The sequence below is a fragment of the Natronogracilivirga saccharolytica genome (assembly GCF_017921895.1).
Lineage (GTDB): Bacteria > Bacteroidota > Rhodothermia > Balneolales > Natronogracilivirgulaceae > Natronogracilivirga > Natronogracilivirga saccharolytica.
In genome coordinates this window covers 128,097-147,719 of the sequence record NZ_JAFIDN010000003.1, presented here as the reverse complement: position 1 = coordinate 147,719, position 19,623 = coordinate 128,097, and the positions used below count along the sequence as shown (strand labels likewise).

Sequence of the window (19,623 nt, the reverse complement as noted above, 5' to 3'; positions counted from 1 at the left end):
TTTTGTCAGTTTAAAATCGATTATTCTTCTTTTTCGGCGATGGTTTTTACCGCACCGGCGATATTGGAGCCCTGCGACTGGAGACCGCCGACAACATTGCTGATCGGGCTCATAAGCAGGCCGATGATATCTCCGATAACCTCTTCTTTGGACTTCATGGCCGCAAGGGTATCCAGCTGGTCTGAAGTGTAAACGGTATCCTCGATTACGGCCGCCTTGAACTCCGGTTTTTTTCTTTCCTTCAAAAACTTTTTGAGAAGCTTCGCAGGTTCTGCCGCATCACCTTTTACAATGGTATAGGCTGTTTCATTTACGGTGTGTTCAGAGATACCTTCGAACTTTCCGGTTTCTTCAAGAGCTCTGCGAAACAGGGTGTTGTTATACACTTTGTATGCTATTCCCTTTTGCCGGAACTCTCCTCTCAACTCGTTTAACTCAGCTACGGACATGCCCTTGAAATTGGTCAGATACAGGGCATCCGCGTCCTTGAGTTCCTCAACGAGGTTCTTTACGATTTCCTTTTTTTCCGCTAAAGTAGCCATGGAACGTTTTTGTCTTTTTAAGATTGTACAGCTGAACGGGCTATGGGTATGCTCGGGCCCATCGTTGAACTGATAAATACACTTCGGATATAGGTACCCTTTGCCGATGCCGGACGAAGCTTCATCACGGTTTTCAGAAATGCCTCGGCATTTTCTCTCAGCTGGTCGGGTTCAAAACTGCTTTTGCCGATGGTTGAATGGAGTATACCGTATTTGTCAACCCGAAAATCAATTTTCCCGGCTTTAACATCTTTGACCGCATCAGCCACATCCATGGTAACTGTTCCGCTTTTGGGGTTCGGCATCAGTCCGCGGGGTCCGAGAACTTTTCCAAGACGACCAATTTTTCCCATCACATCCGGTGTGGCAACAATCACGTCGATATCGGTCCAGCCTTCCTGAATTTTTTCGATATAATCATCCAGTCCGACATGATCGGCGCCCGCTTCTTTGGCTTCTTCCTGCTTGGCAGGGTTGACCAGTGCCAGAACCCGGATGGTTTTCCCGGTTCCATGCGGAAGCGATACTGTCCCGCGCACCATCTGATCTGCATGGCGCGGATCCACACCCAGACGGATGTCCAGATCTATAGAAGCATCAAACTTCGAAACGGAAGTTTTCTTTGCCAGCTCAGTTGCTTCTTTAAGACCGTACTCCTTGTCAGCCTCAATAAGCTTCCGGGCTTCTATATATTTTTTTCCTCTTTTAGGCATATTACTTTCCTGAAGTATTTACTTTTTTCGATCCACTCTCAGCCCCATGCTTCTGGCGGTGCCGGCAATCATCTCCGCACCCTGATCTACATCGAAGGCGTTAAGGTCTTTCATTTTGATTTCGGCAATCTCCTTGCACTTGCTCCAGCTTACGGTTCCGACCTTGATCTTGTTCGGCTCTCCGGAACCCCCTTTCAGCTTTGCGGCCTGTTTCAGCAGTATGGCTGCAGGCGGTGTCTTGGTGACAAATGTGAAGGATTTGTCCTGATAGACCGTAATCACAACAGGAATCAGCGTACCTGAATTTTCCTGAGTGCGTGCGTTGAATGCCTTGCAGAACTCCATGATGTTCACACCGGCCTGACCAAGCGCTGGTCCGACGGGAGGAGCCGGGTTGGCCTGGCCTCCCATGATCTGCAATTTGATAACCTTACTTACTTTCTTAGCCATAATTTCTTTTTCTGTTCTTCAATAGCATCGCCTCTGAACGGCCGGATACTATATCATATTTCGAATTTGCAAATCAAACATCGGGATCTACCTGGTTGACATCCACCTCCACCGGCGTTCGCCGGCCAAAGATACTGACCATGACACGCAGCTTCAGTTTGTCCGGATAAATCTCTTCGACCGTGCCGTCAAAATCCTTGAAGGGACCGTCGATCACTTTCACCAGGTCTCCTTTTTTGAAAGGAATTTCGACGAGACTGGAGCCTTCACCAGCTTCGGCCCGTGAAGTTCTTCCCAGAATTCTGTTCACCTCTTCTTCTTTCAGCGGTGTCGGACGCGGACTTTCCTTGTCATTTTTCAGGAATCCGATAACCGAAGGCGCATTGGAAACAAGATTGTTGACCGCATCATCAAAAACGGATTCAATGATGATGTACCCGGGGAAGAAGTTCTTTTCCCTGGTCCGCTTTTTGCCTGAACGGATTTCGACAACCGTTTCGCTCGGAATCAGGATCTGTGTAATCTTGTCCTCAAAACCCTGAAGTTCAATTTCCCGCTGAAGGTACTCTTTTACTTTTTTTTCATGGCCTGAGAAACAGCGCACGACATACCAGTTCCGTTGCTGATTTTCCATGTTAACCAAAGATCAGTTCCAGCACAGTGCTGTAAACGCGGTCAACTCCAAAAATAAATAGCGATACTATTATGGAGAAGACGACCACAATTACGGTACTGTCGATGAGTTCTTGTTGTGTCGGCCAGGAGACTTTTCCCATCTCCTTTTTTACACTTTGAAAATATTCTGTAATCTTGTTCATAAAGCTATATGTGCCTTTCGGAACAGCACGGGTGGAGGGACTCGAACCCCCAACCTACGGTTTTGGAGACCGTTGCTCTGCCAATTGAGCTACACCCGTACATATCTCATTAAGGCCTGTACGTGGCTCCCGGACGTTAGTCCAGAATTTTACTTACTACGCCGGCACCTACGGTTCGGCCACCTTCACGGATGGCAAAACGAAGTCCTTCTTCCATGGCTACCGGCTGTATCAGGTTGACTTCCATGGCAACATTGTCGCCCGGCATGACCATCTCCACGCCTTCGGGAAGCTCACATACGCCCGTCACATCGGTCGTACGGAAATAGAACTGCGGGCGATAGCCCTTGAAAAACGGCGTGTGACGCCCGCCCTCATCCTTGCTCAGTACATACACCTCGCAGGAAAACTTCTTGTGAGGGGTGATCGAGTTCGGCGCACAGATAACCATCCCGCGCTCCAGGTCGTCTTTGCCTATGCCGCGGAGCAGCAATCCGGCATTGTCTCCGGCCTGGCCTTCGTCAAGCATCCGGCGGAACATCTCGATACCCGTGATTACCGACTTCATCTTCTCCTCGCGGATACCCACAATGTCAACATCCTGGTTGAGCTTGACCACGCCACGCTCGATCCGGCCCGTAGCTACCGTGCCACGCCCGGTAATGGTGAATACGTCCTCAACCGGCATCAAAAACGGCTTGTCCACATCCCGCTCCGGCGTAGGTATCTTCTCATCCACGGCCGCCATCAGCTCAATGATCTGGTCTTCGGCCTTCTCCTCGCCGTTCAGGGCGTTCAGGGCCGATCCCTTCACTACAGCGGCATCGTCGCCGTCAAATTCATACTTGCTCAGCAATTCGCGAACCTCCAGCTCCACAAGCTCCAGAAGCTCCTCGTCATCAACAAGGTCAACCTTGTTCATGAATACCACCAGCTCCGGTACGCCTACCTGACGCGCCAGAAGAATGTGCTCACGCGTCTGCGGCATCGGTCCGTCGGTGGCCGCTACCACCAGAATCGCCCCGTCCATCTGGGCCGCTCCGGTAACCATGTTCTTGACATAGTCGGCGTGACCGGGGCAGTCTACGTGGGCATAGTGACGACTCTCGGTCTCGTACTCCACGTGTGCCGTGGCAATGGTAATACCGCGCTCGCGCTCCTCGGGGGCATTGTCAATGTCAGCAAAATCCTTGGCCACTCCGCCGTAGCGCTTGGCCATGGTCTTGGTGATCGCTGCGGTCAGGGTCGTCTTGCCGTGATCCACGTGTCCGATCGTTCCTACGTTTACGTGCGGCTTGGTCCGTTGAAATGTTTCTTTTGCCATGATTGCTGATCTTTTAGTAAAATGGTTACGAAATTAGTTAATTAAGCTGCTTGTGCCTGGTAATCCATGCTGCTGAAACAAATCCGAGCCGCTACTCGGATTTGAACCGAGGACCCCTTCCTTACCATGGAAGTGCTCTACCACTGAGCTATAGCGGCTTACAGATGGAGCGGGCGACGGGACTCGAACCCGCAACATTCAGCTTGGAAGGCTGACACTCTACCAGTTGAGTTACACCCGCAAGGGTTGTGGGGAGGACAGGATTCGAACCTGTGAAGGCATAAGCCAACAGATTTACAGTCTGCCCCGTTTGACCGCTTCGGTACCTCCCCGGGATATTCATCAGGAATAGAAAGAACAAGTGAGCCAGTGACCGGATTCGAACCGATGACCGACGGTTTACAAAACCGTTGCTCTACCAACTGAGCTACACTGGCAATAAATGAGAACAAAAAATGACCCGAACCGCAATCTTCCGGCCCGGGCGAAAAATAAAAATCGTTTTAAATTCGAAATACTGCTCGATTGTCCGCACATATCGAAAGACCTCTAAATTATAAACAATTGCATATCATGTCAACAAAACAAACAAAAATATTTTAAACCCTTTTTCCTGCCGGTACAAGCAGGCAGACCGCCGCCGCACTGATACCCTCACCGCGGCCTAACATCCCCATTTTCTCGGATGTCGTAGCCTTGACCGATACCTGCTCTTTTGTAACTTGAAGATCTTCGGCAATATTGTGCCGCATGCGATCCGTATAGGGCAGCAGCTTCGGATACTCGGCAACCACCGTCGCATCGACGTTGCCTACGGCGTACCCCTTCTCACGGATAGTGTCCATAACTTCGCGCAGCAGCACCCGGCTGTCGGCATCCCTGAAGGCCGGATCCGTATCGGGAAAATGGCTGCCGATATCACCAAGCGCAAGCGCACCGAGAATAGCGTCTGTTATCGCATGCAGAAGCACATCGGCATCCGAATGCCCGTCAAGGCCTTTTTCGAAGGGAATGTCAACGCCCCCCAGCACCAGCCTGCGCTCCGTTTTGAGCCGGTGGATATCATAGCCGTATCCGATCTTTACCATTGCAGGGCCCTCATTGTTTTTCGGCATCATGCCTCCCCGTTCGCTTTCAGCCAGATCCCGGCAAACTGCAGGTCGGGCCGGTAGGTTACCTTGATATTATCGTGAGTTCCGTGCACCACACGGACCGGGTATCCGGCCTGCTCCACCACAGAAGCATCATCCGTGGCCAGGTACGCCTTGTCGCCCAGTTTGTCGTAGGCGCGGACAAACAACTCTTTGCGAAATACCTGCGGCGTTTGAGCCAGCCAAACGCGCTCACGGTCAGGTGTTGACGTAATAACATTATTCCCGTCCACCATCTTCACCGTGTCGCGCGCCGGCACGGCTATGATGGCCGCTCCCGATGTACGCGCTTCGTCAATAGCCTGCTCCACAGCATCCAGCGGAAAACAGGGTCTTACGGCATCGTGAACCAGAATCATGGTGATATCGTCATCCTTCAGCGCATGCAGACCGTTCCGCACCGAATCCATCCTCTCGTCTCCGCCCGCCACAACCGCGATGTCAACCGAACCGGACAGACCACTGCTTTCAAGGCCTTCGTGCGCAATGTCCCGGGTTCTTTCGGAAAGATCGGGCGACGACGGGATGACCACTTTCCGGAGACAGCTGATTTTCAGAATACGGCGGATGGTATGTGCCAGCAGCGGCATTCCGTTAATCTCCAGAAACTGCTTGGGCGTGCCGCCGCCCATCCGGACTCCGGTACCGGCCGAGGGAATGATCACACCCGCATCTTTATTGCTCTTTTCCGGATTCATTTTTGCCATGGACCGACATCCAGGAGTGACTGCAGCCGGCGGTTAAATTATAAGCATGGCATCACCGAAAGAGTAGAACCGGTAGTTCTTTTCGGCTGCCTCCTTGTAGGCCTGCATCAGGAAGTCAAAATCAGCGAACGCCGCCGCAAGCATCAGCATGGTGGATTCGGGCCGGTGAAAGTTCGTAATAAGACCTTCTGTTATCTTGAAGTCATAGGGAGGATAAATGAACTTGTCGGTCCAGCCCATGGCAGGCTTGGCGTGGCCGCTGGCCATGGTGCTGGTTTCCACCACCCGGACCGATGAGATCCCGCAGGCCACAACTTTGTTCTTTTTGGAGTCCAGCACCTCATTGATGGTCCGCGAAGTCTCTTCCGAGATGTAGTAATTCTCGGAATCCATCCGGTGCTTGGTCAGGTCTTCGACCTCAACCTGCCGGAACGTACCCCATCCGATATGCAGGGTCACCGGCGCCATGCGCACGCCCTTCTCTTTGAGCTTGTCAATCAGTTCCGGTGTGAAATGCATGCCTGCCGTCGGTGCTGCAACAGCCCCCCGTTCGCGTGCAAATATGGTCTGATACCGCTCCTTGTCCTTCTCCTCGGGCTTTCTGTCGATGTAGGGAGGAAGCGGCATTTCGCCCAGCTGGTCCAGCATGGAATAGAGCTTCTCATTCGGCTCATCAAACAGAAATCGTATGGTCCGCCCGCGCGATGTCGTATTATCAACCACCTCGGCAACCAGATCATCGCCAAAATAGAGCTTGTTGCCGATCCTGATTTTGCGTGCCGGCTCGACAAGCACATCCCAAAGCTTGTTTTCCGGCTGGAGTTCACGCAGCAGGAAGACCTCAATGGATGCCTCCGTCTTCTCCTTTTTTCCTTTCAGTCTGGCCGGAAAAACTTTCGTATTATTATATATAAGACAATCACCCTTGTTGAAATACTTGTGGATGTCGGCAAAGGTTTCATGGGTGATGGTTTTGTCGGCTCGGTTCAGAACCATCAGTCTGGCAGCGTCTCTTGGTTCTACGGGATGGGCGGGAACATCAATGCTGTCGAATTCGTATCGGAAATCCGTTAATTTCATAGGGGGTTACGATTTGCTGATATTTTAGAAAAAAATGGTTGTAGAACTGCGAAAAGTTCAGTAATATAAGTTTTTTTGGGGCATATTACAAGCTCCTTTATCAATACGGAGGTGTGCCAGAGCGGTCGAATGGGGCGGTCTCGAAAACCGTTGAGCACTTATGTGCTCCGGGGGTTCGAATCCCTCCACCTCCGCATGCCTTTCATCATTTCAGCGTGGCGGCGCAATGCGGATCCCGCCGGAGCACCGGGCGCACCCGATACCCGGCTTACACGGATTCCGATGAGCACGGCAAAAAAATATTTATCCCGCCCGGCATTATCTGCTTGACATAATTCAAATGTTTTTGTTACGTTTATTGTTAGAAAGAACTGTCACTCTGAATTCAGAAAATTTCAGAAACATTCAACCGGTTACCCATGAAAATCACTGCAATTTTAACGCTTCTTGCCGGATTGTTGCTTTTCCCGGCCGATGACATCCTGGCACAGTTCAGATCGGACAACTCCTCCGATTTTGAGCGTACCGGACAAATCCGTACCACGCACAGTGAAGGCGAGTCCTCACTCTTCGGATTGCAGGATTTTCAGATGAGCCACTCCTATGAAATGACCATGGGATCGTTCGGCGGTGACATGTTCAACCGGAACACCTATACCAACACAATGCAGATGATGTTCAGTGACAATCTTCACGGCCGCGTCGACCTGGCCATGTCACACTCTCCGTTCGGATCCAATATCATGGGGCAGAACAACGAAGCCCAGTTCTACGTGCGAAACGCCGAACTGAACTACAAGTTCAGTGAAAATACCCGGATTCAGCTTCGGTTCCAGCAGATCCCTGCCGGACAAGGCTATTACGGATACCATCCATCCCATCAGCGCAGAAATCATTTTCACGACCCGTTCCGCAGATGGTAACCACCGGTTGACCGGATGAGAACATTCACAGCCTATACCGAATGACCGAAAAACAGAGTTCTAATTTTTTGCTGCACAGTGCTCTGGGCTTTTTAAGCATTCTGCTTTTAGTATTACTTGCCGCCCTTTTTACTCGAATCATATACCCGCGCGTGCTCGCTGAGCGAAGTGAAGTCAGTGTCCTGGTCAGCGATGTTATTCAGGTGGAAGTGCTGAACGGATGCGGCGTGCCCGGCCTCGCGACTAAATTCACCTCCCGATTGCGCCAAAACGGCTTTGATGTTGTACAATCCGGCAACTTCGAAACGTTTGATATTACAGAAACCATTGTAATCGACCGAAGCGGCAATTCGGAAAATGCCAAAAGGGTCGCAAGAGCACTGGGTGTGCCGGAAACACGGATTCAGCGTGAAATTTCCTCCGACTTCTACCTGGATGCGACCATTGTCATCGGGTCTGATTACGAAAACCTGCAACCATAACCTGTGCCTATGAGCCAAGTTTCTCAAAAAAAATCAACATCAGACACCAAAAATATATCAACTGAAAATCCGCTTGTGCCGCTTATCGGCGAAGCACTGCTCGAAAAAAAAGCAGAAATGATCCGGGTGCTTGATGTCCGGAACCTGACGACCCTGACCGACTATTTCATTGTATGCCAGGGAGGCTCTGATACCCAGATCAAAGCGATCGCCCACAACGTGATCGACCGTATAAAAGAACAGTCCGGCGAAAATGTCTGGAAAAAAGAGGGACTTGAAAACAGAAAATGGGTTGTTCTCGATTATGTCGATGTCGTCGTGCATATCTTTGATGAAGAAACCCGTGAATTTTACGGTCTGGAGAGCATGTGGAATGATGCCGGCATTACCTCCATCGAGGAGAGATAGTTTCCGGTTTAAACCTGCAGCAGCTGTATTGCTTGCAGGTCTGCTGTTGTTCACACTGCCCCTGACTGCCTTTGCTGACCGGCCCGGTCAAAGCACACACGAGCCCGCACCCCCGCCGGAATCCGACCGGACCGAAACATCGCAGATATATATTGATGAACTCAGCCCGATCGTCAGAGACGGCCGCCTGTTTCTGCGCATAGAGGGGCACCTGCCGACCCCCTGCCACCACCTCGGAATCCCGGAAAGACAGCTTCACCGGGACACCCTTTCCGTATCCATAAACTCCTGGCAGAAGAGCGGTCAGATGTGTGCCCAGGTACTTGAACACTTCGTATATTACATGGAAATTTCGGAACCCGGCACTCCTGAGCCACAGGTGATCAGGGTGAATGACCACACGGTCTCACTTAAATAAACAAGCTCACATGCGTATACTTGTAACCGAACCGCTGCCCGGAAAGGGAATCGACCTGCTCTCATCCCGGTACGATACAACTGTTGGTGAACGCGGGGAATTCGACGGCGAAGAGCATCTGAAAAACGAAATCGGCAGCTATGACGCACTTCTCAGCTGCCTGTCCAACCCCGTAACCGCCGATGTGCTCCGCAGCGCCCCCCAGCTCCGCATCGTATCCAACTACGCGGTCGGCTACAACAACATCGACATTGAAACAGCCAGGGAGCTCGGCATTCTTGTGGCAAATACGCCGGACGTGCTCACGGAAGCCACTGCCGATTGCGCTTTTGCCCTGCTGCTGAGTGTGGCGCGGCGTCTCCGCGAGGCAGAAGACCACTTGCGCGCCGGAAAATTTGACGGGTGGCACCCGTTCGGATTTCTCGGAACGGAGCTGCACGGCAAAAAGGCCGGCATACTCGGCATGGGCCGGATCGGGCGGGCTTTTGCCCGGCGTGCCAGAGGTTTCGGCATGACCGTTTTGTACCACAACCGCAACCGTCTTGACACCAAAACCGAGACTTCCCTGCAGGCACAGTATGTTGAAAGCATTGACCAGCTTGCGGAGCAGTCGGATGTGCTCTCCCTGCACTGCCCGCTGAACGACGAAACCCGGCATGCCGTCAACAGCGAGCGGCTTGGCCGGATGAAACCGGATGCCATTGTGATCAACACCTCCCGCGGGCCGGTCATCGACGAATCCGCACTTGCCGATGCTCTTCACCAAAAGCAAATCGGCGGAGCCGGGCTGGATGTCTTTGAAGAGGAACCCCGGGTCCATCCCTCGCTTGCGGATGCCCCCAACTGCGTGCTTCTGCCCCATATCGGCAGCGCAACCGGGCAGACCAGAGCCCGGATGAGTGCCCTGGCTGCATCCTCGATCATCTCCCATCTCGAGGGCAAACCCGACCATGCCATCCCCTCCCTGGTTTTTCATCGCTGACGGAAAGGATGGTTGCAAGGCAGCAAATAGTACCCGAGTCACGAAGCATTCTTGCCCTTGGCCTTCCGCTGATCGGCGCACAACTGGCGCAGATATCCATGAATTTTGTGGATACCGTGATGGCCGGAAATTACCACCCGGACGATCTGGCCTCGGTTGCCATCGGTTCCAGCTTCTTCATGCCACTGTTTACGGTCGTTATCGGCATACTGATGGCGCTGAGTCCGATCATTGCCCAGCTGTTCGGCGCCCGGAATCTGAACCTCGTCGGGAAAAAAGTCCGGCAGGGCTTCTGGCTTGCCCTGATCCTCTCCGTCCCGGGAATCGTGCTGCTGAACAATCTGGATCCGGTCATGGGGCTGATGGGCTTCTCGCCGGAGGTCACCACCATCACTTCCGGTTATCTGTTTGCCATTTCCTGGGGTGTACCTGCCGCCTTCTGCTTCATGGTGCTTCGCTTTTTCAACGAAGCCCTTGGTGCCACCCGTCCGGCGCTCTACGTTACGCTGATCGGCCTGGCTTTCAATATCCTGGGCAACTATACGCTGATTTACGGCCGGTTCGGGTTTCCTGAGCTCGGTGCCGTGGGCACCGGATGGGCAACTGCAATTGTCTTCTGGGTCATGTTCCTGGTCATGCTGGCATATACGCTCTGGAAGCCGGCTTACCGCCGGTTCAGATTGCTGGATGACATCCAGCTGCCCGAACGGCGCCATATCGGAGAGATTCTGCGCATCGGGACCCCCATCGGCATCAGCATGGGCATGGAAACGAGCATGTTCGCCGTGGTGGCATTGATGATGGGGGCCATGGGAACGACCATCGTGGCCGCTCACCAGATTGCCATCAACGTGGCATCCATCACCTTCATGATACCGCTCGGGCTGTCCATGGCCATTACGGTACGGGTCGGACAGCTTTACGGAAAACAGCAGCTCTGGCAGTCACGAATTGCCGGGTTCACCGGAATCGGCATTTGCACAGCCATCATGTGCATTGCGGCACTGATTATGATTCTGTTCCCGGGCCACATCGCCGGGATTTATACTTCAGACCCCGACGTGATAACCATGGCTGCATCATTGCTCATCATGGCCGCCATTTTTCAAATTTCGGACGGACTCCAGGTCGGAGGATCCGGGGCGCTGCGCGGACTGAAGGATACCAGGGTTCCGATGTTCGTCAACCTCACTGCCTACTGGATTATCGGGATTCCGACCGGATATACGATGGGAATTATCTTCGGATGGGGACCTGCGGGACTTTGGGCGGGACTCATTGCCGGACTCACCGTTGCTGCCATTCTGCACAATATCCGGTTTTTCCGTATCACAAAAAGTTTCATCACCGGCCCTCCCCGCAAGCCGGTCGCGGCAGGCACCGAAACGGAAAGCGGAGCAGCCTGACCCGCTGCCCGGGCGCACCTGAAATTCATATACAAACAGCGCAAACGATCATTGTCTGAAATGGGTTATGGTTTTTATACCACAAACCCGTCATACACATGACCGTCTACATTCATCGTCTGGAGACATCCGTCCCGGCCACCTATTACGAACAGGAATTTGCATCCGAACTGATGCAGAAGAACGTGAGCGACCGGGCCGCCGTCAAGCGCGTTATCCGCGGCGTATACAACAATACCGGCATCCGGAAAAGGCACAGTGTAATCAACGACTTCAACGGCAGCGCTGATCCGGCACTTTTTTTTGATCCTGACGGCATGAAAGTTACTGCGCCGGACACCCACAGGCGCAACGATATCTACAGCCGGGAAGCCCGCAAGCTGTTTGTCGACCTGGCCGGCAAGCTGATCTCCCGGACACCTGATTTCACCAGGGAAGATATCACTCACGTCATCACCGTTTCGTGCACCGGTTTTTTTGCTCCGGGCCCGGATTATTACGTGGTGCGCGAACTTGGCCTCCACGGCTCCACCCAGCGCTACCACATCGGTTTTATGGGCTGTTACGCCGCTTTTCAGGGTTTAAAAATGGCCGACTCATTCTGCAGGTCTGATCCTGAGGCCGTTGTTCTTGTTCTGTGCGTGGAGCTTTGTACGCTTCACCTGCAATTCAGCGACGATACCGACTCCATCATTTCGGCCTCGGTATTTGGTGACGGCGGGGCCGGAGCCCTGGTCAGTGCCCGCAAGCCTGCAGCCGTCGCGGATCAGAACGGCTCCGGAACCCAGAAACCTTTCCAGATTCGTTCCTTTCACAGCGACCTGACCAGTGAAGGCGAAAGCGACATGGCCTGGACGATCGGCAATGAGGGCTTCCGGATGCGCCTGTCCACTTACGTGCCCGAAATTATCCGCAAAAACATCAAGCCGTCGCTGGACAACATCCTCAGTCAGGCCGGAGTGGAGCAAAAGGACATCACAAGATGGGCCGTTCACCCCGGAGGCCGCGCCATACTCGATAAAGTGCAGCAGGCGCTCGGAATTTCGGATGAAGCCATGGCCGCCTCCCGCCATGTGCTCAGTGAATATGGAAACATGAGCAGCGCCACCGTCCTTTTTGTATTAAAAAGACTGGCTGAAGAACCCGGCGACGGGCGCAGCCACACCATCTTCAGCATGGCCTTCGGACCGGGACTGACCCTGGAAACCGGGCTCTTTCAGACCGCAGGAAATGAGTAATGAGCACCCGTCGAAAAAAGGACAGAACCTCCGGCTTTTTTCTGTCCCGCCGGCAAACCGAACTCACTGAGTGGATGGATCTTCGGGACTGCGACCCGGTCATGCTCCGCAATACCTACCGGTACTTCTCCATTGTCAACCGGCTGATCTCCCGCTGGGATGCTGTCTACCGCAGATGGATCCGCCCCGAACTCCATCCGCACCGTACCTTCCGCCTGCTTGATGTGGGTTCGGGCGGCGGCGATCTCACATACCGTATCCGGCAGCTTGCCGTCCGTGACGGATTCCGGCTCAGCGTCACCGGAATTGATCCGGATCCGAGAGCATGGGATTTTGCCGTAAATACGTACAATGGCAACAATAATGATTCCAGCGGTTCCGGCAGGAACGCCGGCAAAACGGGAAAAAGCCCCCGGTCAAGTCAGCCCGGCATTCCCGCCGGTACGGATGGCCTGCAGTTCCGGCGGGAATCTGCCCGGTCCCTGATCGACCGGCAGGAGTCATTCGATTTTGTGATATGCAACCATGTACTGCATCATCTCGGGGACAAAACCATTCCGGAGTTCATGAATGAACTCACACAGCTTGCCCGGATCCGGGTCCTCTGCAGCGACATCGAGCGCTCCGTGACCGGCTATGCGATGTTTTCTGTTGCGACATGGCCGCTGTTTCCAAAATCTTTCATCCGTGCGGACGGCCTGATTTCCATCCGAAAAAGTTTTACACTGCATGAACTGCGCAGGCTGGCACCCGCCGGCTGGACCGTAAACCGCATGTTTCCCTACCGGCTGCTGGCGGTGTTTGACTGCAAAAAGACTGACACGCCATCCGATAATTAAAAGTGAACCTTGATGAGTGATGCGAACCCGATAAAACCGGAGTCAAATTATGACCTTGTGATCGTTGGCGCAGGTCCCTCCGGACTGCTGGCAGGAAACCTGGCTGTTCAGCAAGGACTCCGGACCCTGCTGGTGGAAAAAAATACCGAACCCATCCGGCACTCGCGTTCCATCGGCATCCATCCTCCTTCGCTGGCCCTGCTTTCGGAAGCCGGTCTGCTGGACCGGTTTGTCTCCTCCGGCGTGGTCATCCGAAGCGGTCAAGCCTGCCGCCAGCACGGTCATCTGCTCGGTAAGCTCGACATCGATGCTTTGCCGCCGCCTTTCAACTTCATTCTTACCGTACAGCAATGGAAAACCGAGGCAATCTTCGAAGAATCGCTTGAGCAAAAGGCTCCCGGCACGCTGATGCGCGGGTATGAGGTTACGGGATGGGAGCCGGATGGTGATCTTATGATCAGAAGCGGAGACAATGCAGAATACCGTGTCTCTGCCCGTTTTATTATGGCCTGTGACGGGAAGAAAAGCCTGCTGCGCCGTCAGGCCGGAATTCCGTTCCGCGGCAAACCCTATCCCTACCGTTATGCGATGGGCGATGTCACCGACCGCACCGATTACGGCAGCAGCGCAGTAATTTTTCTGGGGAAAACGGGGCTTGTCGAATGTTTTCCGCTGCCCGGCGGTATCCGGAGATGGGTTGCCCAGCAGGACGGCAGCAACTCCATTGTGGATATGCCATCTATGGTCAACGTGATACGCGATCGCTGCGGGACCGCCCCGGATCCTGATGATATGCACATGTTTTCGGAATTCGGCGTTGAACGCTATCTGGCTGATACGTTCTGGAAAGGTAAACTGCTTCTCGCCGGCGATGCCGCCCATGTTACCAGTCCCATTGGCGGTCAGGGTATGAATCTGGGCTGGCTGGATGTCCGCGAGGCGGTCTCTACTGTACGTTCGGTTCTGGATGGCCGTCTTGACCCGGCTGAAGCAAGGCAGAAATATACCGAAACCGGACGCCGGCGGGCGTTGCGGGTCATCCGCAGGGCCGAGTTCAATATGTTCCTGGGAAACCGGAGCTTTTTTCCCTCCTTCCGCGACGGTGTGGTTCGCATGATGCTGAACAGTCCCGTCCGCAAAAAGCTGCGTGAACGGTTTACGATGCAGGGGTTGTAGAATCGAGGCGGCTGCGTCCTGCCGGGCGCACATAAAAAAAAGCCCGGCGATCCGCAGATGCCGGGCGTATGCAAGTAGTAAGGCCTTTTAACCTTTACGTTTTTGTTTAGGGTTACCTGAAATAAATAAAAACATGGAAGCTTTGTCAAGAGGAATCGTGGAAAAATCCTCAAAATTCCTCCGTGAAAACATTGCCTAAGGCAACATTTAAAACGCTTCAGGCTTCACCCAAACCGCCTCAGGCTTCATCCCAGCACTCTGCGGGCCTGATGGTAACGGTCGGCTACCGCACCCCAATCGACCACATTCATGAATGCGGATACGTAATCTCCTCTGCGGTTCTGATAGCGCAGGTAATAGGCGTGCTCCCAGACATCAATTGGCAGCAGCGGCACGGTGACCATCGGAGACAAATTCTGATGCTTTTCGGCCTGCAGCATCATGAGCTGATCGGCATGAGGCTCCCAGGCGAGTATGCCCCACCCGCTGGCTTCCACGGCACTTGAGGCTGCTATGTAGTGTTCTTTGAACTTTTCAAAACTGCCGAACGATCTGTTGATGGCGTCAGCCAGCTCCTGATCTTCAGGTTCTCCGCCGCCATCCGGACTCATCACCTCCCAGAAGATGGTATGCAGAAAGTGTCCGGCTCCGTGGAAACCGACCTCTTTCGACCAGTGCTTCACCAGGGAAAAATCATTTTCTTCGCGCGCTTCCGCAAGTTTGTCAAGAGCATTATTGAGTCCGTCCACATAACTTTGATGATGAATGCTGTGATGCAGCTCCATGGTCTGGGCATCAATATGAGGTTCCAGATCATCATAGGCATAAGCCAGACGCGGCAAAGTGTACTTGTTCTCACCTGAGTCATAAGTGGAATCAAGACCGGTTATGGCGCCGGTGGCGGCAGCTGAAGCAAGTGACTGTCCCATGCCGTAGGTTCCCAGCAAGGCAAACCCTCCAAGTGTGTTTTTCAGATATTCTCTGCGATTCATGGTTCTCCTTTTTGGTTCAACATTGCTTTTTTAAAACGGTAATGCAGCGAATTTCAGCGCTGCTTTCAAACAAAGAAACAACATGCGTGATGCTGTACACTACCTCTGCAACAAAAAAACATCAAAAAAGGTTGAACGGTCAAATGAAGCGGCCGGAGCCGCTGATATCCGGCGGGAACGGATACGTTTATGGCATGAGCCGATGTTGCATATGAGCCAATTTACACATGAGCCGATGTTGCACCTGATGCAATTTGCACCTGAGCCGGAACCGGACTCCGCAGGCTGAAACTTCAGAAGTCAGAAACGCAGCAAATCAGGGTTAATCCAGTACGGATGCCGCAACGACATTGGAAACTTTCGCTCTGAGGTCAATCACACTGCCCGAGTCATCCGGATAAACGCGGTTTGTGAGCAAAATGACGGCAGTGCGGGTATCTGCATCCATAACCATGGAGGTGCCTGTATAGCCAGTGTGTCCGTACGTGTGTTTGCCAAACAGATCGCCCTGATTGGATGCAAATGAAGAATCCAGATCCCATCCCGGGCCTCTTCCGAAAGATTCCATCCCGTCGGGCGTGGATGTCATCGCACGGACCGTTGCCGGACCGAATATCCTGGTCCCGTTAATCGCACCGTCGTTCAGCATCATTGCTGCAAACAAGGCAAGATCATCGGCGGTTGAGAACAGTCCGGCATTACCCGAAACGCCCTTCATTATTTCATTGGCCAGGGGATCATGCACAATTCCCGTCACGACACCATCTTCGTCGCTATAGGATGTCGGAGCAATCTTGTGATGAAATTCCGGATCGGGGGTATAAAAGGTATTGTGCATACCGAGCGGTCCGAATATTTTTTTGCGTGTGTAGTCGGCAAGACTCATTCCCGTCACATCCTCAATGACTTTCTGGAGTGTGATATAGGACGGGCAGCTGTAAGTCATCTGTTCACCCGGTTCGGGGCGGTCGGGCAGGGAGCTGAGCCAGGTCATTAGTGAGTCGGAAGCCTGGTCGCCGTAAAGTTCTTTGAGTTTCTCAACCGGAGCATAAGACGGAATTCCGGCGGTATGAGTCAGCAGGTTCAGAACTCTGGGCCGGTTTCCGGATCCCTCAGAACCGCCTCCGAAATGTTCAAACTCAGGAACAAAGTCGGCAACCGGATCCGAAAGGCGCAGGTATCCGTCCTGAACGAGCTTCATGGCGGCGGTGGCGGTGGCCAGCGGTTTTGTAAGGGAAGCCAGGTCATAAATGGTTTCGGGTGAAAGCGGGAGCGATTCGGGCTCTTTCTGCATGTATCCGTAGGCTTTGCGGTGCACAACCACACTGTCACGCACCACGACCAGCACAGCTCCGGGAGTCTCCCCGTCGTCAATGGCCTGATATATCAGGGAGTCGACTCTGGCAAGCTGATCCGGATCGATGCCGGCCTGCTGCGGCGGCACTTCGGTCAGGCCGCCGGTTTGTGCCGTGCCGTTGGTAATGGTCATGATCATGAGCAGCGGGAACATCAGCAAAAAGGAGTATCTGAATATCATGGTAACAATCGGATTAAAAGGTGCGGGGAAAGCAGGTAAAAAAATGAGAAAATATACAATGGACCGGATCTGCTTATACGGTGATGCATCAGCCTGAAGAAAGTTGCAAAGTAATTTTTTTAACAGCAAATGCTGAGTGTCGGTGTGATGCAAAGTTCATGCGTTACGGCATTTGCAAGAAACGGTGAAATAGTTTATCTTTCCAGACTTGTCATAAAACCTGATTTTATTTAGTGATTAAAAAACCAATAACACCGTGAATACCGAGAGCTTTAAGACATATTCGGCCAAACCTGGTGAAGTCCAGAAAAAATGGGTGGTTGTGGATGCCGAAGGCCAGCCGCTGGGCCGGCTTGCCAGCAAGGTCGCGACCATTCTGAGGGGAAAGCACAAGCCCGAATTTACTCCCCATATTGACACCGGAGACAATGTAATTGTTGTAAATGCCGAGAAGGTCAGCCTTTCCGGTAAAAAAATGACGGACAAGGTATATTTCCGCCACTCCGGTTACCCGGGCGGAACCAAGTTTACCAATCCGGAAGAGGTTCTGAAAAAAGACCCTGCTTTCCTGGTGAAGAATGCCGTTCAGGGCATGATCCCGAAAAACCGACTTGGCCGCAAACTGCTCACGAATCTTCGAGTATTTGCCGGACCGGATCACACCCTGAAAGCCCAGAAACCTGAAAAAATTGAATTGTAAAGATGGATAATCAATCCTTTATAGGCCGCAGGAAAACATCTACAGCACGTGTTTACGTACAACCCGGCAAAGGTGAGATAACGGTCAACAACAAGCCGTTTGAGACCTACTTTGTGCTTCCTTCCCAGCAGAACACAATCAATCTGCCCATGGAAGTCACCGAAACCACCGGAAAATACGACATAAAAATTACGGTGAGAGGCGGAGGAAGCACAGGTCAGGCCGATGCCGCACAGCTTGGCATTGCACGTGCCCTGAATACCCTCGAGCCGGAAACACACGGTGTCCTGAAGAGCAACGACCTGCTTACCCGTGATGACCGGATGGTTGAACGCAAGAAGTACGGTCAGCCGAAAGCCAGGAAGAAGTTCCAGTTTTCCAAGCGTTAATCTTTTTTACCAAAAAATCACACATATGCAGTGACTCGTGACCGGGTGTTTCCGGCAGCCGAGAGGCTCCGGGGATTTGTCACAGAGAATGACCTGCATAGTGGACTAACCTTAACATAAATACCTATCTGACATGGCACAAGCTGCTTCCGTCGAAGAACTGCTCAAATCTGGTGCACACTTCGGCCACCTCACGAGACGCTGGAATCCGAAAATGCGTGAATTTATTTTCATGCAGCGCAACGGGATCCACATTATTGACCTGAACAAGACCCAGGCGCTCCTCCAGGAGTCGCTTGACGAGATCGCAAAAGTAGCCCGTTCAGGAAAAAACGTGCTTTTTGTCGGCACCAAAAAACAGGCACAGGAAATTATCCGTAACGAAGCGCAGCGCTGTGATATGCCTTATGTCACGCATCGCTGGCTCGGCGGAATGCTCACCAACTTTGTTACCATTAAAAAGAGCATCTCCCGCATGGAAGAGATCAATGCCATGCAGACCGACGGCACGTACGAAAATATTACCAAGAAAGAGCGCCTGATGCTTGACCGCGAAAAGGAGAAGCTCGAAAACGTAATGGGTGGTATCTCCAAAATGGGCCGCCTTCCCGGCGCTCTGTTTGTCGTCGATATTGTCAAGGAAAACATTGCCGTAAACGAGGCGCTCAAGCTGAATATCCCGATTTTTGCGCTTGTTGACACCAACTGCGATCCGGATGTTCCCGACTATATCATTCCCTGCAACGACGATGCTGCAAAAGCGATTCAGCTCGTTGCATCCAACGTTGCCGATGCCATCATTGAAGGTATGGCAGAGCGGGAAGCCCATCAGGAAGAACAGCTTGCCGCAGGAAGCATGGATCAGGAAGGAAGTGATCAGCCGGAAGAAATGACCGAAGCGGATGTCAAGCCGACACGCCGCAAGCGTTCGCGAAAGGCGAAAAAATCCACCGAAGCAGTAGGCGCTAAAGGTCAGGAGTCCGGGGGCAAAAAAGAAGAGGCAGCCGGAACTTCAAAGGAGGCTGAAAAAGAAGCAAAGGCATCCGAAAAGGACGCCAAGGCAGCTGTCAAGGATTCCGGAGCAGAAGAAAAGAAAACCAAAGCCTCCGAAAAAGATTCCAAGGAATCTGAAAAGGAAGAAAAGAAGACTGCAAAAAAGCCGAAAGCAGACAAGAAGGAAGCCGCTGAGGCCGAAAGCAAGGCTTCAAAATCCGCAGGTTCTTCAGATTCTTCTGAAAAGAAGGAAAACAAAGGCAAGGAAAATGAAGCTTCCGGTTCCTCTGCTGAAACGTCTTCCAAAGAAGAGGAAAAATAACAGGACCGGACCTGCCACGGTCGCACGAACGTT

23 protein-coding genes and 6 tRNA genes are annotated in these 19,623 nt (G+C 52.7%); 13 read left to right on the top strand and 16 right to left on the bottom strand.

The window, feature by feature from the left end; translation table 11 throughout:
- Positions 1-20: 20 nt before the first annotated feature.
- The 14 genes from rplJ to queA form a co-directional block, all read right to left on the bottom strand.
- On the bottom strand, positions 21-542 hold the full coding sequence (gene rplJ / locus NATSA_RS05115; protein WP_210510931.1) for a 50S ribosomal protein L10: 522 nt from the start codon (positions 540-542) through the stop codon (positions 21-23).
- Positions 543-559: 17 nt separating this feature from the next.
- Positions 560-1,255: a 50S ribosomal protein L1 gene (gene rplA, locus NATSA_RS05110; RefSeq protein WP_210510930.1), complete on the bottom strand. Its 696-nt coding sequence runs from the start codon at positions 1,253-1,255 to the stop codon at positions 560-562.
- An 18-nt stretch (positions 1,256-1,273) separates the two neighbouring features.
- Positions 1,274-1,705 carry a 50S ribosomal protein L11 gene (gene rplK / locus NATSA_RS05105; protein WP_210510929.1) on the bottom strand — a complete coding sequence of 144 codons (432 nt, stop codon included), beginning with the start codon at positions 1,703-1,705 and terminating at the stop codon, positions 1,274-1,276.
- Between the two features lie 73 nt (positions 1,706-1,778).
- Complete coding sequence (gene nusG / locus NATSA_RS05100) at positions 1,779-2,339, bottom strand: transcription termination/antitermination protein NusG (RefSeq protein ID WP_210510928.1); 561 nt, start codon at positions 2,337-2,339, stop codon at positions 1,779-1,781.
- Between the two features lies 1 nt (position 2,340).
- Positions 2,341-2,523, bottom strand: coding sequence for a preprotein translocase subunit SecE (secE, locus tag NATSA_RS05095; RefSeq protein WP_210510927.1), 183 nt, complete (start codon positions 2,521-2,523; stop codon positions 2,341-2,343).
- Between the two features lie 26 nt (positions 2,524-2,549).
- Positions 2,550-2,622: transfer RNA gene (locus NATSA_RS05090), tRNA-Trp, on the bottom strand.
- Positions 2,623-2,659: 37 nt separating this feature from the next.
- The gene (gene tuf, locus NATSA_RS05085) at positions 2,660-3,847 is read right to left on the bottom strand and encodes an elongation factor Tu (RefSeq protein ID WP_210510926.1); all 1,188 of its coding nucleotides are present in this window, start codon (positions 3,845-3,847) and stop codon (positions 2,660-2,662) included.
- An 86-nt stretch (positions 3,848-3,933) separates the two neighbouring features.
- Positions 3,934-4,005 (bottom strand) — tRNA-Thr (locus tag NATSA_RS05080).
- A 7-nt stretch (positions 4,006-4,012) separates the two neighbouring features.
- A tRNA-Gly gene (locus NATSA_RS05075) sits at positions 4,013-4,088 on the bottom strand.
- A gap of 8 nt (positions 4,089-4,096) precedes the next feature.
- A tRNA-Tyr gene (locus tag NATSA_RS05070) sits at positions 4,097-4,179 on the bottom strand.
- Positions 4,180-4,211: 32 nt separating this feature from the next.
- Positions 4,212-4,284 (bottom strand) — tRNA-Thr (locus NATSA_RS05065).
- Between the two features lie 162 nt (positions 4,285-4,446).
- Entirely contained in the window at positions 4,447-4,935 is a 489-nt protein-coding gene (ispF, locus tag NATSA_RS05060) for a 2-C-methyl-D-erythritol 2,4-cyclodiphosphate synthase (protein WP_210510925.1), read from the bottom strand.
- Between the two features lie 26 nt (positions 4,936-4,961).
- Complete coding sequence (gene ispD, locus NATSA_RS05055; protein WP_210510924.1) at positions 4,962-5,705, bottom strand: 2-C-methyl-D-erythritol 4-phosphate cytidylyltransferase; 744 nt, start codon at positions 5,703-5,705, stop codon at positions 4,962-4,964.
- A gap of 33 nt (positions 5,706-5,738) precedes the next feature.
- On the bottom strand, positions 5,739-6,785 hold the full coding sequence (gene queA / locus NATSA_RS05050; RefSeq protein WP_210510923.1) for a tRNA preQ1(34) S-adenosylmethionine ribosyltransferase-isomerase QueA: 1,047 nt from the start codon (positions 6,783-6,785) through the stop codon (positions 5,739-5,741).
- Between the two features lie 107 nt (positions 6,786-6,892).
- Here queA and NATSA_RS05045 point away from each other — a divergent pair.
- The 10 genes from NATSA_RS05045 (at position 6,893) to NATSA_RS05000 (ending at position 14,657) form a co-directional block, all read left to right on the top strand.
- Positions 6,893-6,979 (top strand) — tRNA-Ser (locus NATSA_RS05045).
- Positions 6,980-7,204: 225 nt separating this feature from the next.
- Positions 7,205-7,708: a hypothetical protein gene (locus NATSA_RS05040; protein WP_210510922.1), complete on the top strand. Its 504-nt coding sequence runs from the start codon at positions 7,205-7,207 to the stop codon at positions 7,706-7,708.
- 68 nt (positions 7,709-7,776) lie between these two features.
- Positions 7,777-8,190, top strand: coding sequence for a LytR C-terminal domain-containing protein (locus NATSA_RS05035; protein WP_246481711.1), 414 nt, complete (start codon positions 7,777-7,779; stop codon positions 8,188-8,190).
- 9 nt (positions 8,191-8,199) lie between these two features.
- Positions 8,200-8,598, top strand: a complete 399-nt coding sequence (rsfS, locus tag NATSA_RS05030) for a ribosome silencing factor (RefSeq protein WP_210510920.1) — start codon at positions 8,200-8,202, stop codon at positions 8,596-8,598.
- 28 nt (positions 8,599-8,626) lie between these two features.
- A complete protein-coding gene (locus NATSA_RS05025) occupies positions 8,627-9,016 on the top strand; it encodes a hypothetical protein (RefSeq protein WP_210510919.1) in 390 nt (129 codons plus the stop codon).
- A gap of 10 nt (positions 9,017-9,026) precedes the next feature.
- The gene (locus tag NATSA_RS05020; protein WP_210510918.1) at positions 9,027-9,998 is read left to right on the top strand and encodes a 2-hydroxyacid dehydrogenase; all 972 of its coding nucleotides are present in this window, start codon (positions 9,027-9,029) and stop codon (positions 9,996-9,998) included.
- A gap of 8 nt (positions 9,999-10,006) precedes the next feature.
- Positions 10,007-11,404 carry an MATE family efflux transporter gene (locus NATSA_RS05015; protein ID WP_210510917.1) on the top strand — a complete coding sequence of 466 codons (1,398 nt, stop codon included), beginning with the start codon at positions 10,007-10,009 and terminating at the stop codon, positions 11,402-11,404.
- Positions 11,405-11,502: 98 nt separating this feature from the next.
- The gene (locus NATSA_RS05010) at positions 11,503-12,642 is read left to right on the top strand and encodes a type III polyketide synthase (RefSeq protein ID WP_210510916.1); all 1,140 of its coding nucleotides are present in this window, start codon (positions 11,503-11,505) and stop codon (positions 12,640-12,642) included.
- Positions 12,642-13,481 carry a methyltransferase domain-containing protein gene (locus tag NATSA_RS05005; RefSeq protein ID WP_210510915.1) on the top strand — a complete coding sequence of 280 codons (840 nt, stop codon included), beginning with the start codon at positions 12,642-12,644 and terminating at the stop codon, positions 13,479-13,481. Before NATSA_RS05010 ends, NATSA_RS05005 begins: the two co-directional genes overlap by 1 nt.
- A gap of 12 nt (positions 13,482-13,493) precedes the next feature.
- Positions 13,494-14,657, top strand: a complete 1,164-nt coding sequence (locus tag NATSA_RS05000; RefSeq protein WP_210510914.1) for an FAD-dependent oxidoreductase — start codon at positions 13,494-13,496, stop codon at positions 14,655-14,657.
- Positions 14,658-14,902: 245 nt separating this feature from the next.
- Here NATSA_RS05000 and NATSA_RS04995 read toward each other — a convergent pair whose 3' ends face one another.
- Positions 14,903-15,649 (bottom strand): superoxide dismutase, encoded by a 747-nt coding sequence (locus NATSA_RS04995; protein ID WP_246481710.1) that lies wholly within the window; start codon positions 15,647-15,649, stop codon positions 14,903-14,905.
- A gap of 322 nt (positions 15,650-15,971) precedes the next feature.
- Positions 15,972-17,186, bottom strand: a complete 1,215-nt coding sequence (locus tag NATSA_RS04990) for a serine hydrolase domain-containing protein (RefSeq protein ID WP_210510913.1) — start codon at positions 17,184-17,186, stop codon at positions 15,972-15,974.
- A gap of 256 nt (positions 17,187-17,442) precedes the next feature.
- On the opposite strand from NATSA_RS04990, the gene rplM reads away from it, so the two are divergent.
- From rplM to rpsB, 3 genes are all read left to right on the top strand, one after another.
- Complete coding sequence (gene rplM / locus NATSA_RS04985) at positions 17,443-17,886, top strand: 50S ribosomal protein L13 (protein WP_210510912.1); 444 nt, start codon at positions 17,443-17,445, stop codon at positions 17,884-17,886.
- Positions 17,887-17,888: 2 nt separating this feature from the next.
- Positions 17,889-18,275 (top strand): 30S ribosomal protein S9, encoded by a 387-nt coding sequence (rpsI, locus tag NATSA_RS04980; RefSeq protein ID WP_210510911.1) that lies wholly within the window; start codon positions 17,889-17,891, stop codon positions 18,273-18,275.
- A 133-nt stretch (positions 18,276-18,408) separates the two neighbouring features.
- Positions 18,409-19,590 carry a 30S ribosomal protein S2 gene (rpsB, locus tag NATSA_RS15670; RefSeq protein ID WP_210510910.1) on the top strand — a complete coding sequence of 394 codons (1,182 nt, stop codon included), beginning with the start codon at positions 18,409-18,411 and terminating at the stop codon, positions 19,588-19,590.
- The last annotated feature ends 33 nt before the right edge of the window (positions 19,591-19,623 follow it).